Source organism: Mesorhizobium sp. INR15 (genome assembly GCF_015500075.1).
Taxonomy (GTDB): Bacteria; Pseudomonadota; Alphaproteobacteria; order Rhizobiales; family Rhizobiaceae; genus Mesorhizobium.
On record NZ_CP045496.1, the window covers coordinates 5,325,311 to 5,342,908 of the forward strand.

A 17,598-nucleotide genomic window follows, 5' to 3' on the forward strand; every position below is an offset into this window, starting at 1 on the left:
AATCACCGTCAACTGAAAACGATGCCCGACCCATCAAGGCCGTCGGGCCAAGGAGGTCCCATGCTTATTCGATCGACCGCAACGCTGGCCGCGCTTTTCCTGTTCGGTGCCGCTTCGCAGGTTCAAGCCGCCGACAAACCGACGGACCCTGAGATCGCGCACATCGCCTACACGGCCGGCGTGCTCGATGTCGAAGCGGCCAAGCAGGCGCTGAAGAAATCGAAGAACAAGGAGGTCATCGATTTCGCCAAGGATATGGTGCGTGACCATGAGGCGGTGAATGTTCAGGCGCTCGATCTGGTCAAGAAGCTTAAGGTGACGCCGGAAGACAACGCCACCAGCAAGGCGCTGACCAAGGCCGCGGCCGAGGAGCGGGCCAAGCTTGCCAAGCTCAAGGGCGCGGCTTTCGACAAGGCCTATGTCGACAACGAGGTTGCCTATCACAAGCAGGTCAATGGCGCGCTGGAGACGTTGCTGATCCCCTCGGCCAGCAATGCCGAACTGAAGGGCCTTCTGGAAACCGGGCTGAAGATATTCCAGGGGCATGAGCAGCACGCCGAACATGTCGCCGGCATGCTGAAATAGGGACAGCGTCATGCCTCAGCGGTATCCGTGGATTGCACTGGCGCTGGCCATCGGCGCCGGACAGGCGCAAGCCGACACCATCCAGGTCACCATCGACAAGCTGGTCTTTTCGCCTGCTGTCGTGGACGCGAAGGTTGGCGACACGATCGTGTGGGTGAACAAGGATGCGTTCGCCCACACGGCAACCATCAAGGGCGGCTGGGAGGTGATGATCCCGCCGAAAAAGTCTGCCAGCCTGACGCTGAAGACAGCTGAAACGGCTGACTATTTCTGTCGATTCCACCCCAACATGAAAGGCCGTTTGGTGGTGGTGTCGCCCTGATCCAGCGCGAGCGACGCTCGCCTGGCCTCGTCTGGCCGCGCGACATGGGCCCATGAGCCGATATAGCTCGGTTTGCGGCGTTCGATCCAGGCGTCCAGGCCTTCACGGAGATCGGCGGTCGGGGCCATGCGGGCGAACTGCTCGGCCTCGACCAGCAACCCTTCCGCGATGCTCTGGTTGAGGCCGCGCGTCACGGCGGTGAGAATACTGGCCACGGCCAGTTCCGAATGGCGCAGGATCCGCCCGGCAAGGTCAAATGCCGCCGGCATCAGGTCGCCGCGCGGCACCACCTTGTTGACCAGGCCGAGTTCGAGTGCGCGCTGCGCGGAAAACGCCTCGCCCGTCAGCAAAAGCTCCAGGGCGCGCTTGCGGCCGGCCAGCCTTGGGAGGCGCTGTGTCCCGCCGAAGGTCGGCGGCATGCCAAGGTTGATCTCGGGCTTGGCGAAGGAAGCATGCTCGGCAGCCACAGCGAGCGGCACGGCCTCGGTGATCTCGCAGCCGCCACCAAAAGCAAGGCCGTTGACGGCGGCGATGATCGGCTTGCGGAATGCCTCGAGCCGCGCCGTCAGTCTCTGCCCACGCATGACGAAATCACGCACCGCGACATCGGCACCATCCGCCACGCTGACCGAGAATTCGTGAATGTCGCCGCCCGCCGAGAAGGCTCGCTCGCCCGCTCCGGTGAGAATGACGGCTCGAACACTGTCGTCGACCTCGATGGCATCAAGGATCGCCAGCAGGCGGTCGATCAACGCATAGTTCAGAGCGTTGAGCTTTTCAGGACGGTTGAGAGTGAGGATGGCTATCCCGTCCCTGGTTTCAGTCAATACGAGATCGGTCATTTTGGCTTCCCTTCCAGCATGTTGATGTGAGGGAGCGTGGCGCCTTTTGCTGATTGTGTATATTCACTAGTCGGTATACATAACCTCATGCCTGCATCATTGAGCCCTACCCGCAAACGCATTGTCGACGCCGCCACGAAGCTCTTTTACGCCGAGGGGATAGGCCGCGTCAGCGTCGATGGCGTGGCGGAAAAGGCCGGGCTTACCAAGCGGACGCTCTACTATCATTTCAAGAGCAAGGACGACCTGATCGCCGCCTACCTCGATGCTCGCGACCAGCCCAATCTCAAGCAGATGGCTGGATGGTTTGACGCCGCCGAAGGGGGCGCCGACAGCAAGGTCGAAGCCATTTTCTCCAACCTGGCCCGCGTAGCACGCCATCCGAAATGGAAGGGATGCGGCTTCCTGCGCACGGCGGCGGAACTGGCCTCGATGCCTGGGCATCCGGCGATCAAGATCGGTGCACGGCACAAGACAAATTTCGAGACATGGCTGGCTGCCGAACTGTCAGAGCGTGGCATTGCCGAGCCGCAAATCCTGGCGCGAGAAATCGTCCTCCTTATGGATGGCGCTTTCTCGATCATGCTCATCCACCGCAATGCCGACTATATCGAAGCGGCTGGACATGCCGCCGCGACGCTTGTGCGGGCGAGAAACCGAAACGATAAATAGTCGCCGCGATCTGGCTCGCTTCAGATATTCATTTCAGCCCAAAAGGCACGCTGCTCGGCTGTACGTTTCAAGCTGGCGTGGCTCTCATGAATTGCCATGCCAGGGTAGGTATTGGCCTCGACAATGACAATGTCATCATCGGTCAATGCCACGTCCCAGCCTATGACGCCGGGATAAGGCAGCAGAGCTGCCAATTGCAGCATCCGCGACCTGACGAGATCCCAGTTGGGTATGGCAGCGCCCCGAATTTGCGCGCCGGTCTCGGGGTGGCCTTCGCGAAGACAACGCCGTTTCGTCTCCGCATCGTAGGAGAGGCCTGGGCCCAGGATCCCAGTCACCGGATCGACCAACGCGGAGATGCCGCCACGACCGACCCGCCAGTTGTCGGTCGGATATGTTGCTGGCCTCCCCATCTTCATCGTCGCCGCCAGGATGACGGGTTCGTGGTTGGAGAAATGCGTTCCTGTCAGCACGCGAAGTGTGTTCAGCGTCGGCGGAAAGAAAGCCTCGCTCCACGACCCTTGCCGAATAATGTCAGAAACCGTGTAGCCGGTTGTTCGTTGGCTGGCGAAACTGTTCAGCCATTCCTGGGGATCCATTTCCCTGCCATTGACCTGCAACCCGCCCGGTGTGCCGGCCAGCCTCAGCGCCCCTCGCGCTTGCCCCTCGCCGGAAGGCTTGAGAAACAATTCGCCCCTCTGCCGGACAAGTGGGAGGATTGCCTCAAGCTCGAGACGATCATCTGGCCTTGAGAGATCGATAAGGTGACGGCCAGCAACATAGTGGGTCATCGGCGGCGCCACGGAAGGCTTCACGCGGTCCAGCCAGACCTTCTGGCTCAACTTGTTGAACAGGACCGGGTCGATACGGCGATTGTACGTCGCCACGCGGCGCATCAACAATGTGTAAGGGATGTAATCATGCCGGCGAAAGGCCTGGTCCTCCAGCATCACCAACGCCTTGGACTGGTGGCCGCGCAGCAGGCCGCGCAGCCGCCAGATGAGGCTCGGCGCGGCATCCTCGAACTCAGCCTTCAGATAGGATCTATAAGCCCACCACCGACGCGCGATCGACACCGACACCCCCAACGCATTGCCGCCACCCGCTGCATACGGTGCGGCGCGCCCCTCTGCATACCCGGCATAGTAGCTGCAGATGATCCTTCTGAACACGGATTGCGGCTCGGCCACGATTGCATGCACGAGGCGACTGTATTCCTAGAACCCGAGCGCCAGCCATGCCGTGCCGGCGGCAAGCGTGATCAGGGTCAGTGGCAATCCGACCATGAAGAAAGCACCGAAAGACAGTGGCGCTCCGGCGGCCTTGGCCTGTTCGGCGACGATGAGGTTGGCTACCGAGCCCAGCAGCGTGAAATTGCCTGCCAGTGTCGAGCTCATGGCAACCACCAGCCAGGCGCGTTCGGGGTTTTCGAGACCGGGTACAAAGGGCCGCAGCGCCAGCACCGCCGGCACATTGCTCATGATGTTGGACAGCACCGCGGTGAAGCCTGAGAGCCGCCAGAGATTGTCGAGCCCAAGGCCCTTCGCAGAGGCGATCATATCGGGCGTCAACAGCGTCTTCTCGGCGCCTGCAACGACCACGAACAGACCGGCAAACATGAACAGCAGCGGCCCGTCGATCTCGCGGTAGATGCGCGCCGGCTTGATGGCCCGGGTAAGCAAGAGAATGGCGCCGCCGATCAGCGCCGCCTTGGCCACTGGAACACCGGCGAAGAAGGCGACGGCCAGCCCTATACAGACGACAACGGCCTTCAGCACCTGGCCGCGATGCATGTGGCCGCGAGAGACTTCCGGAGTGAGTTCCACAGTGCGCGCGAATTCGGCCCGAAAGACGAGGCGAATGATGACGATAACGGCAACCAGCCCGAATAGGGCGACCGGTGCCAAGGCCGCCGAGAAGGCCGGATAGGAGATGCCCGACAAGGCGCCGATGACCATGTTCTGCGGGTTGCCGGTAATGGTGGCGACGCTGCCGCAATTCGACGCTGTGGCGGTGGCGATGAGATACGGGATCGGGTTGCGGTTGATGACACGGGTGACGTGAACGACGATCGGCGCCATCACCAGACAAATCGCATCGTTGACGAGGAAGGCCGACAGTACACCGGTCAGCAGTGTCACCATGACCAGCAGCATGAATGGCGCATGCGCATGTTCGATCGCGTAGGCGCCAAGGCCGCGAAAGGCGCCGGAAACCTTCAGATGCGCCACGACGATCATCATGCCAAGCAAAAGCGTGATCGTGTCGAAATTGATGGCGCGGTAGGCGTCGTCCATGCTGATCGCCCCGATGGCGATCATCGCGGCGCCACCCAGCAGTGCGATCCCGGCCCTGTCGAGCCGCAAGCCAGGGATGCGGCCGATGGCGACACCAGCATAGGTCAGAATGAGGATCAGCAGTGCCGCGGCGCCTATAGCTGTCATTCGCAAAGAGTCCCGCTCATGCTGCCAGTTCCACTCCGACGAAGCCGACTATCGGGTGCTAGATTTAGCGCGCTATCGGCAAAGCGGAAGCGCCCACGGCGACACGCCTGTGCAAATCAATGCAGACGTGAGCGCTTCACGGTTTGCCGAGAGCTCGTCTAGTGGACTGTAGAAGCGCTGGCGGGCGGTGAGGTGGGGCTGCTCGGGTCGAAACTGACTTGATCGCGGCCGCCCGATTTAGCGGTATAGAGACGCCGGTCGGCGGCGGAGAAGATTGCTTCGTAGGTGGTTGGCCCATTGAAACTCGTTCCACCGATGCTGACGGAAAGCGGGCAAGGCTGCCCGCCGGGAGAAAAATCCATCTCCCTGATACGCCGGCGGATGCTTTCGGCAACCATCCATGACTGCGAGGGGTCGACACCGGGAAGAAACACGCCGAATTCCTCACCACCGATACGGCCAACGATGTCGCCGCCACGCAGCTGACCCTTGATTGCCTGCGCAATCAGCTTGAGCGCCTGGTCACCGCAATCATGGCCCAGGCGGTCGTTGATCGACTTGAAATGATCGGCATCAATGATCAGCAGCGCGCCTGTATTGGTGTGCTCCTGTTTGCGGGTCTGTTCGAGATAAGCCTCGACCAGCATCGAGAAGGCGCCACGGTTCAACACAGCCGTCAGGCTATCGGTTGCGGCGACAATACTGAGTTCGCGCTGGGCATTGGCCAGCTGGCGTATTTTCCACATCAACACGAACAGGAACGAGCCGCCCAGCCCCAAAGGCAAGAACAGGTCGGTCAGTTGCGCGCGCCACACCGCATCGGGCGAAAGATAGGGAAAATTGAACGAATCGACGAAGAACGCGACGGCGATGAAGAACGCCGTACCGGCAATGGTGGCAGCGATTACCCTGCCCCAGCTCGTCGGCGACAGATCGAGCTTCATCCCCTCAACTCCGTTAGTAAGAGCTACTATGACGTGCTAACGCAAAGAAATTGATAACAGTTTCGTTTCAATTCAATGTCAGAAATGCAATCTGCAATTGCAGGCCAAAAAAATCAGCGGGACTGTGGCAGAATTACCCTTGCCCTTAGGCCGCCGCCAGCGACCCGCAACAACTCAAGGCTGCCGCCATAGAGTTCTGTCAGCTCAGCGGCGATCGGCAGGCCAAAGCCATGGCCGGCAGTTGCCTCATCGATGCGCCGTCCAGGCCGCATTGCCTCCGGCATCGCGGCCGGGTCGAGACCGGGGCCGTCGTCATCGATGTCGATGGTGATGCGCCCGCCAGCAGCGCTGGCCGTGACGGTGACCCGCGAACGCGCCCACTTGCAGGCATTGTCGAGCAGATTGCCGACGATCTCGTCGAAATCCTGCGTCTCCGTGGCGACCGCGACATCGGCGACATTGACGTGAAAGCTCAAGCCACGCTCGCGATGGATGTTGCCCATCATGCCGGTGAGGTCGGCGAGCCGCTCGGCAACCTTCGTGCTGGCGCGCGCCGGACCCGCCAAAACCGCGGCACGAGCGCGGGCCAGGTGATGACGGATCAGCCGCCCCATCAGATCGAGTTGTGCCCGAATGGTGACGCCGGCAGCATTGTCCGGCTGCCTTTCCATCGCAAGCCCTAAAGCCGCCAGCGGTGTCTTCAGGCCATGCGCCAAATTGGCGACGTGGCGTCTGGCTCTTGCCAGGCCTTCGGCGTTGTCGGCAAGCAGGCTGTTGACCTCATCCACCAACGGCAGGATTTCGCTGGGCTGGTTGGTGGAAATCGCCGTCTGCCTGCCGGCGCGGATGTCGGCCAGCCCGGTGCGCAGGCCGGCCAGCGGGCGCAAACCGAGCCGCACCTGCGCCAGCATGGCGCCGAAGAGGAGCAGCCCCAGCACCACCAGCGCCAGCACCAGAGGAACAAGCGCATCGCGCAACGGCCCATAGATGGCGCGGTAGGGCGCTGTCGCCGCCACCGTCACTGTCCCAGTGCCAAAAGGCACGGCAAGGATGCGCCAATGCAATGGCTGGCCATCAACCCCGGGACCGTCCGCAGGCGACGGACGACCAAGCGAACCGAGCGCGTCGAACCATTTCGGCAGTCCGGGAAAATTGTCGAAGTGGCCAGAGTGAACAGGCGGCGGCTTCATGGCCGGGTGGCCCGAGAGCGAAGCCGAAACCAGCTCACCATCCGGGCCAGAGACCTGCCAGGTCCAGCCTGAACCCGGGCGATCGAAAGGTGGCCCATTCAGCATCGACGTCACCGTCATCTTGCCATCGCCGCCGCGCTGCAATGCGGTCGCCACGGCGAAAATCTGGCCATCGAGCCGCTGGTCGATCTGGCTGATGACGAAGCGTTGCAGGATCAAGGCAATGGCGATGCCGGCCAGGAGCAAGGCGACGATAATCGACGCGGCCGCGGCAAGCCGCAACCGGCCAGCCAGCGAGCGCGGGATCAGCTTCACGATTCCCCCGCCGTCAGCCGGTAGCCGAGACCGCGCACGGTCTCGATGTGATGATGGCCGATCTTGCGGCGCAGCCTGCCGACGATGACTTCGAGTGAATTGGAATCGACCTCGGCATCACCGTCATAGACGCGATCGAGCAGGTCGGTTCGAGTCACGACGATTTGCCTTCGCAGGATCAGGCTGGACAGCACGCGCCATTCCAGACCGGTCAGCTTCAGCGGCAGGCCATCCAGCTCGAACGTACCGATCTGCGCGTCGAAGGTGAGCGGGCCACAGACAATTCTGGTCTGAGCATGGCCGGCGGCGCGGCGGACCAGCGCGCGCAGTCGCATGACCAATTCCTCGGTCCGGAACGGTTTGGTCAGGTAGTCGTCGGCGCCGGCCTTGAAGCCCTCGACCTTTTCTGACCAGCCGTCGCGCGCGGTCAAGATCAGCACCGGCAGATTGCGGCCGGCCGCACGCCAGCCTTTAAGAACCGCCTTGCCGTCGATCTTCGGAAGGCCGAGGTCGAGCACCGCGACATCATAGGCGCCAGTGTCGCCGAGATGCTGGCCGTCCTCGCCGTTGCGGGCGACATCGACGACGAAGTTCTCATCGCGCAGCGCTTCGGCCAGCTGTCCGGCAATCGATTCGTCGTCCTCGACGAGCAGCACCTTCATCGTGTCAGCTTCCTTACGCGTGCCCAGGCACCGGCTCCTAGGCCCGCCGGCTTAACTGAACCTGAACGGCCCGGTTCAGGCTGGGTTCCTGCCACCTGGCTACAAGAGGCGCCATTCCACCACACAGAGAAAGGCGACCACCATGATCGATACTCCAGAAACCGCCGAAAAGGCGACGCCAGCCGGGCCTCCGGCCGCGAGCCGGCGCCGACCTTATATTACAGGACTGCTTGCCGCCGGGCTGGTTGCTCTCGGCCTTGTGGCCGGAGCCGGCGCCTCGATGCTCGCCGCACCGCGTGACAGCGTGATGCTGATGCAGCCGACCAGCATCGCCACACTGGCGCCCGACAGTGTCGTCGCCGTCAAAGGCAAGGTCGCAGAGATCTTCGGCAACAAGTTTGTCATCGATGACGGCAGTGGCCGGGCGCTGGTCGAAACCGGGCGGCGCGGCGAAGGCGGCAAGCTTGTCGTCTCGGGTGAAATGCTGACGGTCCAAGGGCATTTCGACGACGGTTTCATCCATGGCGAGTTGCTGGTTCATGCCGATGGCCGTGCGGAAAGCCTGCGGCCGCCGCGCCATGGGCCGCGCGGCCTGCTCGACCGGCTGCATGGACCCGGCGTCGATGTCGTCGCGCCAGGCGCCGCAGGCTGATCTTTTTCCCCGCCCCCTAGAGGAAACCCACATGAAGAAACTCTTGCTCGCGAGCCTTGCCCTGACCTTGATGGCCTCGTCCGCCTTTGCCCAGGCGGATGCCCCGCCCCCGCCGCCGGCCCCGATCGGTGCCACCGCACCGGGCGACGCGCCGCCGCCGCCTCCCCCACCTGGCCCCGACGGCATGCGCGACCATCGCGGCCCGCCGCATGGCCGCGAGGCCGGACCGCCGCCACCGCCGCCCTCGAAGGCCGCGCATTTCCGATTGAAGCGTGGCGACGTCGAGATCGATGCCAAATGCGCCGATGACGAGACGATGAAGGCCTGCGCGGATACCGTGTCGCAGTTGATCGAAAAGTTCGGCACCCTGTCACGCTGAACCTTCGCGCCCGAATGGAAAAGGGCGCCCGCCGAATCGGTGGCCGCCCTTTTCCGGTTTCTCTCGGCCGAACCTGTATTCGCCCGACTTGGGTTGACTAGACGCCGGCCTCCTCGGCAACGAAAGATGCGGCAATCAGGTCGTCGGCATCGAGCCGCAGAGAGCCGTCGCCACCTCCCATCATGGCGGCCACCTTCTGGAACGTCCTCATCTCGTTCTGGGTAATCCGTGCGTCTAGCATTCTGGCTTTGAGGTCGGCGATCCGCAGACCCAAGGTCCGTGACTTCCCGATTTCACGATTCGACATGGCATGCTCCTCCCCCAACCCATTCTTGTTTTGCCTCCTGGCCCGATTCGCGCATCCTGTTGCCCACGCCGCCCGCAGATCAGGCATCGCGAATACAGCGCCCGAACGAATGGCGGGTATGAAGGTTCCAGCAAGCCGAGGTCACGAAATAATACGGGGGAACCGTGGTGCCGTTTTGCAGGGCAACTGCTGTTGCTGCCGCCACGAAAATGAGCGGGCAAACGCCGGCAGGGTCTGCTTCCGCTTTGGCCTGAGAATCAAAAATCCAATCAAGCCCTTGAAATTATTGGCGATCCCGACAGGATTCGAACCTGTGACCATCGGCTTAGAAGGGCGGGAGAAATATAGTCCGGCCATTGATAGTTCCAATTTCCGGCGGGTGTTAGCATGCGGAACATAGAGGGAAACTTGGAACTAAAATGACCGCAATTGCCCTCACTCTTTTGCTCTCTGTCTTCGCCATCGACGGCGACACTATCGTCATCGATAAGACGCCCTACCGCGTCGCCAACATCGATGCGCCGGATATCCATCACTATGGATGCGACGCCGAGCTGCGGCTCGGACTCTTGGCCAAGCGGCGAATGGTCGAGTTGCTGAATAGTGGACCGGTAGCGGTTCATCGTGGTCGAGAATGATCTGCGAGCGGTAGCCGTCGAATTTGATCTCGTCAATCCAGTCGTCACCCTCTGAAGGCTTCTCCACCAGGGTTGGCATGAGCGGCTTGACAAACTTCAAACGCACGAACTGACTCGCAAAACCGCGATTCAATTAGCTTGCGCTGAAATGGTTCCCAAAATGCGAGATATCAATTCGGTGGCTTTTCCGAGGCCGAATTGTTGAAGGCGATGGCCTCTTACACCGAGAAGAAGGGTCGGGCGAAAACGGAGCCATCGGGCTTTAGAAGTACTGCCAGGAAGGGCAACCCCTGCAGAGGCGGCGGATAGATGACATAGGCGGGGCCAAGCTGTTTTTTTGGTACGGCCCTTCAGGTAGTCCTGGGTCATGGTGCACAATGGCGTCGAGGACCATCTCATATACGCTGCCGCTCTCTTCCTCGATTTCTTCCATGCCGATGCCGCGCAATTTGGCGGCGCGCGTCATCCGTTGTATCGCGTCCGCGACCGAGATGATGTCGGAGCCGGTAATGGTCGGCAGGTTTTCAATCAGCCATTCGTGTAGGAAGTCGGTTCCACGTGTGCTCATGGGGAAGATAAGCTCGCGACAATCATCTGGTTCCAGAGACGCAAAAAGCCCGCCACCTTTCGGCAGCGTGCTTCAATGGTTCAGCGAGATTGGTGCTGCGTCTAGAGCTCACCGGTTCGCATGCGGCCGATCTAGGAGAAGACTGCAACTTTCTCTATCTTGTGGACTGCCGACATTCGGAGCTAAATCGATCAACACCTTCGCATCGAAACTTACTGTTGATTGCCCCGCAGGTTACTAAGATCAACAGAAGCACCACGACCACGACAATTAGGGCAGTGCGGTTTTCATGCGCTATTCGATCATGGTCATCATACCTTGTTAACTGCTTTCCGGGCTTTGGCGAACCGTCACTAAATGCGACCCATACTGTTATTATTATCCAGCCAATACCGCATATAACAGCCAATAACACGGCACCAAAAACAGCCCCTAAAATCATCCTAGCCCCCAAACTGTGAGGCAGAAGATGACCTGATATGTCTGCGGAAGCAACTATTTGTGGCGTGCGTCACAGAGCGGGAAGTCCGATCATCTTGAGCGTGCGCGCCGCTCATCCATCGTTGCCACTAGTGCTGCCTGCCCTGCTATGAGCGACGGAATATCCGATTGCATTAATCGGAGCTGCTGCAGCGCGTCGTCTTGGAACCTTTCGCGTTCTGCCCGGCCTCGAGCGCTGTTTGTCTCAAGCGTCAACACGCGGTCCTTCAGAGCCGGAATCTGGGCGCTTACCTGTTGAACCTGCTCCGCTACAATAGCCGTGGCATGGGCCTGAGCCGTGAACTGAGTATCGAGCCAATTCATTGCGAACCAGCCGAGCATTCCTAAGACAGGCGTTGCGCCGATCATAGAAACACGGGCGAACAGGCGGAGCGTCACACTGTCCGCAATCTTTTCCAGGTTTTCAGTCATAGGCCCGCCCTTCAAGCGTAGCTACTTCAATTCGTTTCGACGCGCGGCGCTTGCCTTGGTGTGCATGTCGCATTCCGCCCGCGTGTAGAGAGTGATTGCGCAGCCAGCCGCTACGGTGCGGTCGATCTTGTTCTGAGCCACGGTCTTGCCCTGCGCACCGGCCAAGCTATTACCGAGGGCCGAGCGTAGCGGCGTTACACCGCTGACGCCCGAAGTCGTACACGCCGCCAGCATCAATGCACTCGTCAAGAGACATGCGAGCGTCAACGCCCTTGTGGATGGCATCGGTGTTCTCCTTTTCGATCTTGGCGCGGAGCTCGTCCGCGCCCCTGTGCTTGATGAGTTCGTAACCGCCGAACACGGCGCCGGAGACGGCCAGCGCGATAGCGGCCCAGGCGAGGATGCCGGCGAGCGGGCGCGGCAAACCGACGAGGCCAGCGACGAGAGTGATGAGCCAGGTCATTGCGCCAGCATCCGCCAGATGCCGCCGGCGACGATGGCCATCGCCACGACGACGCCAACCAGCACGGCCGAGGCGTTGAACAGGAACCTGCCCATCATGCCGCTCCCGCACCCAAGGCTGCAGCCAGATGTTTCGCCTTGCGGTTGGCGTACCAGCTATAGGCAAGGCCGCCGACGACCAGCACGGCGCTGACCAGAGCCAGGACCACGACAACCTTGCCGATCAGTTCGCTCGAATAGGAGAAGGGCGAGATCTGGTTCTGCAGTTCGCCCAACGTGCCGGCCAGACCGCCGCCAGCGACGCCGCCGCCGGTTGCGAGATCGGCCGGCGCGGTCGACGGCACCCTGCGCATCCTCGACGATCGCCTTTGGCTGACCGCCCGCAACGAAGTCAGCGGCCTGTGGCGTCTTGCCTGTGGCCCAGGCCTGCCCGATTGAACGGACCTCGGCAACGCGAGCCGTCCAGCCCCTGCCAAAAGTCGCGAACGTGGTGAGACGGCGCAGGAAAGCCATACGGGCATCGCAGATGCGATCGATCAGAGCATCGTTGTTGTTAATGGCCTTCAGCGCCGCCAGCGTCCCCACACCAAGCACGCCATCAATGCGCGCGGTGTAGACGGGCCGCAGGGCTTGCTGAAGCCACATGATCGATCGGCCAGGGCCGGAATTGACCGCGCCGTCAAACAGCACGTAATCGACGCCATCAGGCAGCGCATCGGCCTGCACCGCGTCCCAATACTGGCGATCATAGATGGCGTTGATTTCGTCAGTGGTGATGCCCTTCACCGGGCGCGGGTCCATGCCCTTGCCCTTTCGGTAGCCATCATAGACGCGCTGGGTAACGCCCTTCATCGTCGGGCCGCCGGGATCGGCCGGATGGTTCGAATAGCCGCCTTCGTGCGCAAGCACTTTGGCAAGCGATTCCTTTTCACGGGACATAGCCATGACGGTTCCTTTCGATACCGGATGGGGATAGAGGTCAGGCCCGAGGGACCTGATGAAAACGTTCAAAGTTGAGATGATGACCGGCGCCAAGGCCGTCAGCAGAGCGGTGCCTTTGGATCAGGTTGAAGGGCCACGCCTTCCATGCTGGACAGGTGTGAATCAAGGGGCGAAATAGATTGAGAGAGATGTCGGCGCCCCAGAAGTCAGCGGGTATTGAAGCCTGGGGCTATCAATGCGAGAAGCCCAACTAAAGTCAGTACTTTTTTAGACGGGTATGAGCATTCAGATGCCTAGACTATCCAACTGGCCGCGCGAGTGGCGCAGCTTCAGAACAAGGAGACCTTTGCCCACGCTCGGCGGTGCGAACACGTTGCCAAAGCAAGTCTATCGGCGAGACATCGATGGCCTACGCGCAATCGCGGTTCTAGCCGTGCTGTTTTATCACGTCGGAATTTCAGCCGTTCCTGGGGGTTTTGTTGGCGTCGACGTGTTCTTCGTCATATCTGGTTACTTGATCGGTGGGCGGATTTTCCATTGTTTGGCAACCGGACAATTTAGCTTCATCGACTTCTACGAACGGCGAGCCCGGCGAATCCTACCCGCTTACTTCGCTGTGTCGACGCTGACTGCGATCGCGGCCTACGCCTTTTTCATGCCAGAAGAGTTGGTTAGGTTCTCAAAATCTCTAATCGCCTCTTCGCTGCTTTCAGGAAATTTTGGCACGCGGACCGACTATTTTAGACCGGCGGCTGAGACGCTGCCGCTCCTCCACTATTGGTCGCTCGGGGTGGAGGAGCATTTCTACTTGCTGTTTCCTGTTATCGCGCTTTTTACGTGGCGGTTTGGCCCCCGTGCCCTTGCGTCGATCCTTGCGATAATTCTTGTGAGCTCACTCATCGCCTCCCAATGGATGCTATCGATCTCGCCAGCGATAACTTTCTACTGGCTTCCATTTAGGGCTTGGGAACTGTTCATCGGCAGTATGCTCGCGCTGCCGTTTTTCAAGCCACCAAAGTCGCTTTTGATAGGCTCTATAGCGAGCACCGCCGGCGTTCTCGTGGTTCTGGCGACGCTAATTCTATATTCATCGTCTATGCCGTTTCCCGGCATCGCAGCTTTGCCCCCATGCATCGGGGCAGCACTCATAATTTGGGGTGGTCAGCGCCAGAATTTCGCCAGCCGTTTCCTTGGGCTGGAGCCAATGAATTACATCGGTCGCAGTTCCTACAGCCTCTATCTCATCCATTGGCCCGTCATCGTTTTTGCTAGGCTTCTTTACCCTGACGCATCGATTTCCGTGTTTTCGGCCGTCACCATCGCCGGGTCATTCGCCCTAGCTGGGCTCTCCTACCAATTTATCGAAATCCCGACTCGTAACCGGGAAGGATTTTGGCAGCCGCGCCGGATATTCGAGATGTCGACGTTCGGGGTCGTCGCATCACTCGCGCTGGCTGGCTTCACATTCGCAAGCGGCGGTTTCCTCAACAGGCTGCCCTCCGACGTTCAGGATCTCCTTACCTATAGATCCAGATACGAAAACCGCACAGACGCGGGCTATCGGAATGGTCAGTGTTTCGTCGGGTACGGTGATACCTACGCAACCATAGATCAAGCCACATGCCTGCCCGTCGAGGGTTCGGTCGCGCTACTGTGGGGCGACAGTTACGCCGCGCATTACACTATCGGGCTTCGACCTATTCTAGAACACAAGGGCTTTGTCTTCGCTCAGCTCAACGATGCTGGCTGCCCTCCGATTGTCGGACGTAACTTTCCGCAGCAACCCAATTGCAAAGCGTTCAATGACGCTGCGTTCGAATGGATAAAAAAGAACCGCCCAAAGCTTGTCATCATGTCAGCAAGGTGGTTTTACATGTCGTCAAGTTGGTTTTACGACGAACAGGCCATCCAGTCGCTTAAAAGGCAGATATCAGAGTTTCCAGCTGAAACGGCCGTCGTTATCCTTGGGCAATCGCCAACCTACGAAGAGGAGGTTCCTGTCATTCTAGCTCGTCGCCGGTTGCGTGGGGACCGCTCCACCATATCCGAGGGCGAGATCCGCAGCCGCATTTTCGGAGCGGATAGAATGATGAAGGCCGAGATGGCTGATACTCCGGCCTTGTATGTGTCTGTGCTCGACGCGGTGTGCCCAAACCAGAAATGCCCGATGTATGCTGACGGGACTCCTATCCATCTCGACCAGGGGCATCTAACAGATGTCGGGTCAAAACTCTTCGCGGAGAGGATCAGTGCAGAGATCGCATCGTCCAAAAAGCTGATCGCCAAATAAGGTGCTGCGGCTAGGGGGCAAGTATGCTTGCGGCATCTAGGCCAAGAGCCGTCACGAGGGTTTTCGCGTCAGGGTCATCGGCGTAGACTTCCGGCCTATCCGGCGCGAACCATCGAGCGAAATAGACGGCATTTCCGGTGAGCATGGCATAGGCTTGCGGCATCTTGCCGGCGTCAATGATGCGAGCTTGGACAACCGATTTCAAAACGAGCCGGCGCATCGTCGGCGCGTCGCTCCATCCATCACCCTGCCAGACCTGACGCGCATCTTCAGGAGCGTTAGGCACTTCCGTAGCGCCATCTGGCGGCTCTGCACCATCGAATCCGCCTAGATAGGCGCCCTTGCTATCAACAAAATACTTGGTCATCTGATCGCCGCATGCCCATGCCCTCACGACGAGCTTCCATGAGCTATTCGTGATGTTGAAGTTTGCACCCTTGGTCTTATTCAGGATCGTGTGGGCGTTAGCCTGGTTACCAAAACGAACATTAATGTTGGTAGCATCGGGAACAAGATCTTGGCCGCGCCCGATGCTGCTGTCTGCCGAGAAATTTGGGTTGACGACAACTTCATCGGTTACCGAAAAGCCACCTTCGGCAGTCGTGCATTGCAGCACTGCCATATAGAGCTTTGGCTTCACACCGAGCCCGTGAGTAATCGTCAGCGCGCCGCCAGCTATAATGGTCTGTTGTGTGCTATCGTATAGGTTCTGGAGCTTCATCCCGGAAACAGCCGCCGCGACAAACGCCGTCGTCGCCAGCTGGGTGCTGTTGGTGCCCGGTACCGGCGTCGGGCCCGCCGGCGTTCCCGTGAACGTCGGACTGGCCTTGGGCGCCAGCAGTCCGATTGCCGTGGCGATTTCGGAGAGCGTGTCATAAGCAGTCGAGACACCGCCCAGCACAACGTCGATCGCCGCCTTGACAAAAGCGGTGGTGGCCAATTGGGTGGTGGTGGTGCCGAGCGCGGCCGTTGGGGCCGCCGGTGTCCCGGTAAATGTCGGGTCGGCCTTCGGGGCGAGCGCACCGATCGCGACGCCACTATCCTTCATTATCTTGCCGCTGGTGCCGGAGAAGGTCGCGACATTGTCGTTGACCGATACCGCCGGTCCGTTTGCGTCGCCGAGGCCTTTGTCGCCAGCGCGCGCGAAGGCCAGCCAGCATCGGTCGCCCGCTGCCGGCACGCCGGAGCCGCCAACGTACGACAGGCTCAGCTTGCGATACCCCGTGCCATCGACGACTGCGCCGGTGACATTGTAGGTCCAGCACAACGCGGCATTGTTGACGCTGCGGATGGTGACCGCGCCGCGCACCGTGTTTGTGCTGTCATCCCAGCTGTCCAAAACACCAGCGGCGCTTCCGCCATAGGCGTCGACATTGTCGATATAATCGGCCGTTGCCATCGTCGGGTTGGCATTGTTGAGACGGAACAGACCGGCGCCAGGGTCTCGGATCGTCGGCGACGTTACCGCATCCCTCGATCAACAGATCACCGCCGCCAATGCCGCGCTGATCGAACTTGGAGTCGAACCGTAATGGCCGGCAGCGTCAACAAAGTCATCCTGGTCGGGAACCTCGGCGCCGATCCTGAAATCCGCAGGACCAACAGCGGCAACGATGTTGCCTCGTTTCGTATCGCCACATCCGAAGGCTGGAAAGACAAGAACAGCGGTGAGCGCAAGGAAAAGACCGAGTGGCATTCGATCGTCGTGTTCAATGATGGCCTGGTGAAGCTCGCCGAGCAGCACCTCAAAAAAGGCATGAAGGTCTACGTCGAGGGCCAGTTGCAGACCCGCAAATGGCAGGACCAGGCGGGCGCCGACCGCTACACGACCGAAATCGTCCTGCAGAACTTTCGCGGCGAAATCTAGATGTTGGACAAGCTACCATCAAACCGCCCGCCCGGTGCCGAAGGCCCGGAGGATTACGGCACGCAGCGCACACGCGAGACCGACGACCGCCGTCAGGTCGAGGAGCGCACCCGCCAGGCGCAACAAAACCGAGGCTTCGGCAGCGGCAATGGTGGCGGCAGCCGCGAACTCGACGACGAGATCCCGTTCTGATGGCCGCGCCTGTCGATACTCGCCATGACCACCGCGACAAGGCGTGCTAGGTATGAGCATTCGCTTCCACGTCGATCCGCGCGACGTGCCGCCCGAAAAGGCGGCGCGGCGGCTCGGCCTGACGCAGGAACAGTTTGGTGATCTTATACCGCGCCTTTTGTCGCGCGGTTTCCCGGCCTCTGATCCCGACACCGGTAATTACGACTTGGACGCGATCGACGCCTGGCGCGCAGCTCGACACAGGCGCATCTTGCCATCGTCGTCACTACCGTCGCACAGTACCGGCCTCGTCGCGGCAAGGCTGGAGAAGATGCGTGGGTAGCGTGGACATCCCCTACTACGTCGTGAAGAAGGGGAAATACGGGTATTGGCAGCCTGCGAAGGCTATGCGCGACGCCGGGTTCGCGTCCGTG

At 60.5% G+C, this 17,598-nt stretch carries 21 protein-coding genes and 2 pseudogenes; 10 read left to right on the plus strand and 13 right to left on the minus strand.

Annotation, left to right across the window (positions count from 1 at the left end; all coding sequences use genetic code 11):
• Positions 1-60: 60 nt before the first annotated feature.
• Both GA829_RS26005 and GA829_RS26010 read left to right on the plus strand, forming a co-directional pair.
• Positions 61-585, plus strand: a complete 525-nt coding sequence (locus tag GA829_RS26005) for a DUF4142 domain-containing protein (protein WP_195175444.1) — start codon at positions 61-63, stop codon at positions 583-585.
• A gap of 10 nt (positions 586-595) precedes the next feature.
• Positions 596-907: a cupredoxin domain-containing protein gene (locus GA829_RS26010; RefSeq protein ID WP_195175445.1), complete on the plus strand. Its 312-nt coding sequence runs from the start codon at positions 596-598 to the stop codon at positions 905-907.
• Here the strand turns inward: GA829_RS26010 and GA829_RS26015 are convergent.
• Positions 850-1,749 carry a crotonase/enoyl-CoA hydratase family protein gene (locus tag GA829_RS26015; protein ID WP_195175446.1) on the minus strand — a complete coding sequence of 300 codons (900 nt, stop codon included), beginning with the start codon at positions 1,747-1,749 and terminating at the stop codon, positions 850-852. The two genes, GA829_RS26010 and GA829_RS26015, sit on opposite strands and share 58 nt — an antisense overlap.
• Before the next feature lie 87 nt (positions 1,750-1,836).
• On the opposite strand from GA829_RS26015, the gene GA829_RS26020 reads away from it, so the two are divergent.
• Entirely contained in the window at positions 1,837-2,421 is a 585-nt protein-coding gene (locus tag GA829_RS26020) for a TetR/AcrR family transcriptional regulator (protein WP_195175447.1), read from the plus strand.
• A 20-nt stretch (positions 2,422-2,441) separates the two neighbouring features.
• Here GA829_RS26020 and GA829_RS26025 read toward each other — a convergent pair whose 3' ends face one another.
• The 5 genes from GA829_RS26025 to GA829_RS26045 all read right to left on the minus strand — a co-directional run bounded on the left by GA829_RS26025 (position 2,442) and on the right by GA829_RS26045 (position 7,976).
• On the minus strand, positions 2,442-3,611 hold the full coding sequence (locus tag GA829_RS26025) for a sugar-transfer associated ATP-grasp domain-containing protein (RefSeq protein ID WP_195175448.1): 1,170 nt from the start codon (positions 3,609-3,611) through the stop codon (positions 2,442-2,444).
• Between the two features lie 27 nt (positions 3,612-3,638).
• A complete protein-coding gene (locus GA829_RS26030; protein WP_195175449.1) occupies positions 3,639-4,865 on the minus strand; it encodes an anion transporter in 1,227 nt (408 codons plus the stop codon).
• A gap of 158 nt (positions 4,866-5,023) precedes the next feature.
• The gene (locus GA829_RS26035; protein WP_195175450.1) at positions 5,024-5,809 is read right to left on the minus strand and encodes a GGDEF domain-containing protein; all 786 of its coding nucleotides are present in this window, start codon (positions 5,807-5,809) and stop codon (positions 5,024-5,026) included.
• A gap of 113 nt (positions 5,810-5,922) precedes the next feature.
• On the minus strand, positions 5,923-7,314 hold the full coding sequence (locus GA829_RS26040; RefSeq protein WP_258051949.1) for a sensor histidine kinase: 1,392 nt from the start codon (positions 7,312-7,314) through the stop codon (positions 5,923-5,925).
• Entirely contained in the window at positions 7,311-7,976 is a 666-nt protein-coding gene (locus GA829_RS26045) for a response regulator transcription factor (RefSeq protein ID WP_195175451.1), read from the minus strand. Before GA829_RS26045 ends, GA829_RS26040 begins: the two co-directional genes overlap by 4 nt.
• A 142-nt stretch (positions 7,977-8,118) precedes the next feature.
• On the opposite strand from GA829_RS26045, the gene GA829_RS26050 reads away from it, so the two are divergent.
• Positions 8,119-8,628, plus strand: coding sequence for a hypothetical protein (locus GA829_RS26050; protein ID WP_195175452.1), 510 nt, complete (start codon positions 8,119-8,121; stop codon positions 8,626-8,628).
• A gap of 31 nt (positions 8,629-8,659) precedes the next feature.
• The gene (locus GA829_RS26055; RefSeq protein WP_195175453.1) at positions 8,660-9,007 is read left to right on the plus strand and encodes a hypothetical protein; all 348 of its coding nucleotides are present in this window, start codon (positions 8,660-8,662) and stop codon (positions 9,005-9,007) included.
• A gap of 97 nt (positions 9,008-9,104) precedes the next feature.
• Here the strand turns inward: GA829_RS26055 and GA829_RS26060 are convergent, their stop codons facing one another.
• Positions 9,105-9,314 carry a hypothetical protein gene (locus GA829_RS26060; RefSeq protein ID WP_195175454.1) on the minus strand — a complete coding sequence of 70 codons (210 nt, stop codon included), beginning with the start codon at positions 9,312-9,314 and terminating at the stop codon, positions 9,105-9,107.
• Between the two features lie 419 nt (positions 9,315-9,733).
• Between GA829_RS26060 and GA829_RS26065 the strand changes: the two genes are divergently transcribed.
• Complete coding sequence (locus GA829_RS26065; protein ID WP_195175455.1) at positions 9,734-9,952, plus strand: hypothetical protein; 219 nt, start codon at positions 9,734-9,736, stop codon at positions 9,950-9,952.
• Here GA829_RS26065 and GA829_RS36885 read toward each other — a convergent pair.
• From GA829_RS36885 to GA829_RS26090, 5 genes and pseudogenes are all read right to left on the minus strand, one after another.
• Positions 9,936-10,058: pseudogene (locus GA829_RS36885) on the minus strand (ATP-dependent DNA ligase); the annotation flags it as partial. The gene GA829_RS26065 and the pseudogene GA829_RS36885 overlap by 17 nt on opposite strands.
• Before the next feature lie 156 nt (positions 10,059-10,214).
• On the minus strand, positions 10,215-10,520 hold the full coding sequence (locus GA829_RS26070; protein ID WP_195175456.1) for a DUF768 domain-containing protein: 306 nt from the start codon (positions 10,518-10,520) through the stop codon (positions 10,215-10,217).
• A gap of 531 nt (positions 10,521-11,051) precedes the next feature.
• Entirely contained in the window at positions 11,052-11,432 is a 381-nt protein-coding gene (locus tag GA829_RS26075) for a hypothetical protein (protein WP_195175457.1), read from the minus strand.
• 169 nt (positions 11,433-11,601) lie between these two features.
• On the minus strand, positions 11,602-11,895 hold the full coding sequence (locus GA829_RS26085; RefSeq protein WP_195179903.1) for a hypothetical protein: 294 nt from the start codon (positions 11,893-11,895) through the stop codon (positions 11,602-11,604).
• 155 nt (positions 11,896-12,050) lie between these two features.
• On the minus strand, positions 12,051-12,929 hold the full coding sequence (locus GA829_RS26090) for a glycoside hydrolase family 108 protein (protein ID WP_258051950.1): 879 nt from the start codon (positions 12,927-12,929) through the stop codon (positions 12,051-12,053).
• Between the two features lie 253 nt (positions 12,930-13,182).
• On the opposite strand from GA829_RS26090, the gene GA829_RS26095 reads away from it, so the two are divergent.
• Positions 13,183-15,126, plus strand: a complete 1,944-nt coding sequence (locus GA829_RS26095; RefSeq protein ID WP_195175459.1) for an acyltransferase family protein — start codon at positions 13,183-13,185, stop codon at positions 15,124-15,126.
• Positions 15,127-15,136: 10 nt separating this feature from the next.
• Here GA829_RS26095 and GA829_RS26100 read toward each other — a convergent pair whose 3' ends face one another.
• A complete protein-coding gene (locus GA829_RS26100; RefSeq protein WP_195175460.1) occupies positions 15,137-16,525 on the minus strand; it encodes a hypothetical protein in 1,389 nt (462 codons plus the stop codon).
• A gap of 132 nt (positions 16,526-16,657) precedes the next feature.
• Between GA829_RS26100 and ssb the strand changes: the two are divergent.
• The 3 genes and pseudogenes from ssb to GA829_RS26115 all read left to right on the plus strand — a co-directional run.
• A pseudogene (gene ssb / locus GA829_RS37620) lies at positions 16,658-16,990 on the plus strand (single-stranded DNA-binding protein); the annotation flags it as partial.
• 3 nt (positions 16,991-16,993) lie between these two features.
• Positions 16,994-17,185 carry a hypothetical protein gene (locus GA829_RS37625; RefSeq protein ID WP_195175462.1) on the plus strand — a complete coding sequence of 64 codons (192 nt, stop codon included), beginning with the start codon at positions 16,994-16,996 and terminating at the stop codon, positions 17,183-17,185.
• 52 nt (positions 17,186-17,237) lie between these two features.
• Positions 17,238-17,507 carry a hypothetical protein gene (locus GA829_RS26115; RefSeq protein ID WP_195175463.1) on the plus strand — a complete coding sequence of 90 codons (270 nt, stop codon included), beginning with the start codon at positions 17,238-17,240 and terminating at the stop codon, positions 17,505-17,507.
• Positions 17,508-17,598: the final 91 nt, after the last annotated feature.

Excerpts from the sequence above, each read along its gene's own strand:
- GA829_RS26050 (WP_195175452.1), top strand. The coding sequence starts at position 8,119 with ATGATCGATACTCCAGAAACCGCCGAAAAGGCGACGCCAGCCGGGCCT.
- GA829_RS26020 (WP_195175447.1), top strand. The coding sequence starts at position 1,837 with ATGCCTGCATCATTGAGCCCTACCCGCAAACGCATTGTCGACGCCGCC.
- GA829_RS26075 (WP_195175457.1), bottom strand. The coding sequence starts at position 11,432 with ATGACTGAAAACCTGGAAAAGATTGCGGACAGTGTGACGCTCCGCCTG.
- GA829_RS26100 (WP_195175460.1), bottom strand. The coding sequence starts at position 16,525 with ATGGCAACGGCCGATTATATCGACAATGTCGACGCCTATGGCGGAAGC.
- GA829_RS26030 (WP_195175449.1), bottom strand. The coding sequence starts at position 4,865 with ATGACAGCTATAGGCGCCGCGGCACTGCTGATCCTCATTCTGACCTAT.
- GA829_RS26060 (WP_195175454.1), bottom strand. The coding sequence starts at position 9,314 with ATGTCGAATCGTGAAATCGGGAAGTCACGGACCTTGGGTCTGCGGATC.
- GA829_RS26085 (WP_195179903.1), bottom strand. The coding sequence starts at position 11,895 with ATGACCTGGCTCATCACTCTCGTCGCTGGCCTCGTCGGTTTGCCGCGC.
- GA829_RS26015 (WP_195175446.1), bottom strand. The coding sequence starts at position 1,749 with ATGACCGATCTCGTATTGACTGAAACCAGGGACGGGATAGCCATCCTC.
- GA829_RS26010 (WP_195175445.1), top strand. The coding sequence starts at position 596 with ATGCCTCAGCGGTATCCGTGGATTGCACTGGCGCTGGCCATCGGCGCC.
- GA829_RS26005 (WP_195175444.1), top strand. The coding sequence starts at position 61 with ATGCTTATTCGATCGACCGCAACGCTGGCCGCGCTTTTCCTGTTCGGT.
- GA829_RS26045 (WP_195175451.1), bottom strand. The coding sequence starts at position 7,976 with ATGAAGGTGCTGCTCGTCGAGGACGACGAATCGATTGCCGGACAGCTG.
- GA829_RS26035 (WP_195175450.1), bottom strand. The coding sequence starts at position 5,809 with ATGAAGCTCGATCTGTCGCCGACGAGCTGGGGCAGGGTAATCGCTGCC.
- GA829_RS26115 (WP_195175463.1), top strand. The coding sequence starts at position 17,238 with ATGAGCATTCGCTTCCACGTCGATCCGCGCGACGTGCCGCCCGAAAAG.
- GA829_RS26070 (WP_195175456.1), bottom strand. The coding sequence starts at position 10,520 with ATGAGCACACGTGGAACCGACTTCCTACACGAATGGCTGATTGAAAAC.
- GA829_RS26065 (WP_195175455.1), top strand. The coding sequence starts at position 9,734 with ATGACCGCAATTGCCCTCACTCTTTTGCTCTCTGTCTTCGCCATCGAC.
- GA829_RS37625 (WP_195175462.1), top strand. The coding sequence starts at position 16,994 with ATGTTGGACAAGCTACCATCAAACCGCCCGCCCGGTGCCGAAGGCCCG.
- GA829_RS26055 (WP_195175453.1), top strand. The coding sequence starts at position 8,660 with ATGAAGAAACTCTTGCTCGCGAGCCTTGCCCTGACCTTGATGGCCTCG.